The sequence below is a fragment of the Streptomyces sp. OfavH-34-F genome (genome assembly GCF_022347745.1).
Taxonomy (GTDB): domain Bacteria; phylum Actinomycetota; class Actinomycetes; order Streptomycetales; family Streptomycetaceae; genus Streptomyces.
The window spans coordinates 1-3,512 of the sequence record NZ_JAKRGC010000474.1 but is presented as its reverse complement, the minus strand read 5'-3'; the positions used below and the strand labels follow the sequence as shown (position 1 = coordinate 3,512).

4 protein-coding genes are annotated in these 3,512 nt (G+C 75.4%); all 4 read right to left on the bottom strand.

Translation table 11 applies throughout. The features are described 5' to 3' along the window. On the bottom strand, nucleotides 1–1,001 hold a 1,001-nt coding region (mpaC, locus tag MHW47_RS33525), incomplete at its 3' end, for a daptide-type RiPP biosynthesis dehydogenase (protein WP_239227617.1). Beyond that, nucleotides 998–2,326, bottom strand: coding sequence for a daptide-type RiPP biosynthesis aminotransferase (gene mpaD, locus MHW47_RS33520; RefSeq protein WP_239227616.1), 1,329 nt, complete (start codon nucleotides 2,324–2,326; stop codon nucleotides 998–1,000). The genes mpaD and mpaC, both read right to left, overlap by 4 nt. Further along, nucleotides 2,323–3,141: a daptide-type RiPP biosynthesis methyltransferase gene (mpaM, locus tag MHW47_RS33515; protein ID WP_239227615.1), complete on the bottom strand. Its 819-nt coding sequence runs from the start codon at nucleotides 3,139–3,141 to the stop codon at nucleotides 2,323–2,325. The genes mpaD and mpaM overlap by 4 nt, the downstream gene beginning before the upstream one ends. 7 nt (nucleotides 3,142–3,148) lie before the next feature. Continuing rightward, a partial coding sequence (locus tag MHW47_RS33510) for a hypothetical protein (RefSeq protein ID WP_374230190.1) occupies nucleotides 3,149–3,512 on the bottom strand: 364 nt, incomplete at its 5' end.

Sequence of the window (3,512 nt, the reverse complement as noted above, 5' to 3'; positions counted from 1 at the left end):
GGGAGCGGCTGTCCGGCCCCGGCGCGGACGGCGGACCACAGCCCGCGCAGCCGCCGCCTGGAGCCCAGTCGCGTCTCGCCCCGGTCGACGGCCCGCCACAGCGGTGGCAGCAGCGCGGCGACCGCCGTCATCTTCCGCAGGCCGAGCACGGTGGAGAGTTCGTTGGCGACCAGCCAGCCCTTCACGGCGTACGGGTCGCGTTCGTCGTGGAAGTGCCGGGTGTGGATCTCGGCGCTGAGCCGGGCCGCGCGCTCCCGCTGGGTGGTCGTGGTGGGTGCTCCGGTCCGCGTTGTGGCGACGACCTCGTAGCCCAGGCGCAGCAGTTCCGCGGCCCCCGCCCGCACCCGCGCGTCCGGCTCCGGCTGGTCGGCGTGGTCCCCGATGTAGGGGCTGACCAGGCGGAAGAACGCCTCCAGGACGCCCTCGACGAACAGGTGCCGGGGCAGCGTCCCGACGGCGAGCGGATCGCGCACCGCGAACTCGGGCCGCAACTCGGCCGCCATGACGAGCCGTTTGGCGTCCGGGTAGCCGAGGCAGGCCACCGCGCTGGCCTCCGAACCCGTGCCGATGGTGGTCGGCACGGCGATCAGCGGCATGGGGCGCGGCGGTACCCGGGTGAGGACGACGAGTCCGGAGCGCTGGGGCACGGTCAGCCGGCCCGCGACCGCCCGGCCCGCGGCGGCGAGCGTCGCCAGCTTCGCCCGGTCCAACAGCGCGCCCCCGCCGAGGGCGAACACCCGCGCCGCGCCCTCCAGCCGCGCGCCGAGCGCGAGTACGCCGTCCACGTCTCCGGCGCCGGTCAGCGCCAGGGACTCGTACGGGCGTACGCCCAGCACCTCGGTGAGGCGGCGGTGGACCGGGGTGTCCAGGACGCCTACGTCCACGAGCAGGACCGTGCGGCCCGGGGCGTCCACCACGGGGTCCTGCCCGATGCGGGCGGCGAGCGCCGCGATCCCGGCGAGGGTGACGCGGTCGGGGGGCGGGAGCACGGCCGAGGTCATGCCGTCGCCCTCCCGGTGTTCGCCAGGTGGGCGTCGAGCCCCGCCCGCACGCAGGCGAACAGTTCGGCGGCCTCGGCCTCGGTGTAGGTGAGCGCCGGGATGAGCTGGACGCCGTGCAGGCCGGGGTGGACGATCGCGCCCGCCCGCCGGATCTCCGTGACGAGCGCGGGGACCTCGGTCAGCGGGAAGGGTTCGGTGCCGTCGGGCTCCGCGGTGAGGCGGACCGACCGGAAGCAGCCGCGCCCGGTGCTGCCGGCCACGTAGGGGTGGGTGGCGGTCAGCGCGTCGAGTTCCCGGGTGAGCGTCTCGCCGAGCACGCGGGCCCGCGCCACCACGTCGATGCGGCTCATCTCGGCGAGCGTCGCGAGGATCGTCGCGCAGGTGACGGGCGTCCCGGCCTGGGTCTCGCCGTGGCTCAGGAGCGCGCCCGCCTCGTGGAAGGCGTCGGCGACGGTGCGGGCGGCGATGACGGCGGCGGCGGCGCTCGTGCCGTTGGTCAGCCCCTTGGACACGATCATCAGGTCGGGCGGGGCCGGCCAGCGCTGCGAGGCGAAGAAGTCGCCGGTCCGGCCGAAGCCGGTCGCGACCTCGTCCGCGACGAGCAGGAAGCCGTGCTCCTCGCGCAGCCGCAGCAGGTCCGCGATGTACGCGTCGTCGAGCGGGATCGCGCCGGAGCCGAGCACCGGCTCGACGACGACGGCGGCGATCTGGGCGCCCTGCCGGGCCAGGAGCCGCTCCAGCTCCCCGGTGTCATTCGGCGGCACGTGCCGGACGAGCCGCTGGTCGACCCCGTACAGCTGCTGCCCCAGGTCCTCGCCGGTGAGCGCGAAGCCGCCGAAGGTCAGCCCGTGGTAGCTGCCGCGCAGGCCGACGACGACCTTGCGGCGCTCCTGGCCGCGCAGCGCGTGGTAGTGCCGGGCGACCTTCATGGCCAGGTCGTTGGCGGCTCCGCCGGAGGTCGAGAACAGCACCCGGCCGTAGTGCCCGGCGCCCGCGACGTCCACCAGGGCCTCGGCGGCGCGGCGTGCGTACACGTTCTCGTAGCGGAAGGTGCTGAGGTAGGAGGCGTTGAGCAGGGCCTCGGCGCCGGCCCGGGCCACCGCCTCGTTGCCGTAGCCGATGTTGGTGTTCCACAGGCCGCTGGAGCCGCAGAGCAGTTCCCGGCCGTCGGCGAAGCGGACCCGGACGCCGTGGGCGGAGACGGTGCACAGCTCGTCCTTGCCGTGGTGCTCGGGGGGCAGGAGGTTCGGCCAGAGGGCCGCGGTGCCCGCGCCCGCCGTCTCGGGACCGGTGGCCTGGACCGGGGGCGTATCCGTCGTGGTCATGCCGCGACCTCCACTTCGAGGAGTGTGCTGTGGTGGCGCTCGCCGACCGGGGGCAGCGCGTGGCGTGCGGCGACCCGCAGTCCGCCCGCGGCCAGTTCCGCCTCCAGTTGGTCGGCGGGGAGCACGCGGATGCTGGTGAGGCCCACCCGTACCGGGCCCTCGTCGTACCGGGCGGGGAAGATCGAGACGACGCGGGCCTCCATGCCGGGTTCCCAGTACTCGAACATCCGGTAGTCGTTGCCCGCCGCCGTGCTGAAGTTCAGCTCCCGCTCGGCGGGGGCCGACGCGTCCAGGTCGACCGTGGTGAGCAGGAACCTGCCGCCGGGTGCCAGGTGGCGGCGCACGGAGGCGTAGAGCCCCGCGCGGCCGGCCTCGTCCAGCAGCGAGATCGAGGTGGTGGCCAGGACCACGCAGGAGAAGGCGCGCCCCAGCGCGAAGTCGCTCATGTCGCCCTGGACGAGCGTGGCCCGGCCCCGCAGCCCGGCCGGCGCCCGGTCGAGGCGTTCGCGCAGCAGGTCGAGCATGCTCGGGGAGAGTTCGAGCGCGGTGACCTCGCGTCCCAGGGCGAGCAGCGGCATCGTGAGCCGGCCCGAGCCCGCCGCGAGGTCGAGCACGGGTCCGGGGACGGTGCCCCGGACGAGGGAGATCAGCTCCCGCACCTCGTGGTGGTCCTGCTGGGCCAGCTCGTGGTAGATCGAGGAGCCGTCCTCGTCGTAGAGGCTGCAGCACTCGGCGCGCTCACCGAGTTCGGTGAGGAGCGTGGCCGCCCGTCCGGCGATGCCGGCCTCCGGCAGCGCGATCCCGTCCGTTCTCATGCCCGCGTCACTTCCCCGCTGCGGCGAGCGGCCGCGTCGTCAGGGCCAGCCCGGCGGCGCCGAACCGCTCGCCCACGGTGTCGAGGCGGGCGCGTTCCACGTACGAGGCGGCCCGGTCGGCCGAGTCGCAGACGAGCAGCGCCTCGGCGGCCTCGGCGACGTCGCGGCCGAGCCGGAAGCTGCGGCCGCGCCGCGGTTCGTGGGCGTACAGGTCCTCGCCGGCCCGCAGCAGCAGGAGCCGGTCGGCGTGCACGGTGTCGGCGGGGTCGCTGTGGTCCGCGAGCCCGGACACCAACCGCTCGCCGAACCCGGAGACGCCGTCGACGACGATGCCCCGGGCCCGCAGGTCGCGCAGGGCCTGGACGGCGGCG

Bases quoted from the DNA above. Each gene is read 5' to 3' on its own strand.
- mpaM (WP_239227615.1), bottom strand. From the start codon at position 3,141: ATGAGAACGGACGGGATCGCGCTGCCGGAGGCCGGCATCGCCGGACGG.
- mpaD (WP_239227616.1), bottom strand. From the start codon at position 2,326: ATGACCACGACGGATACGCCCCCGGTCCAGGCCACCGGTCCCGAGACG.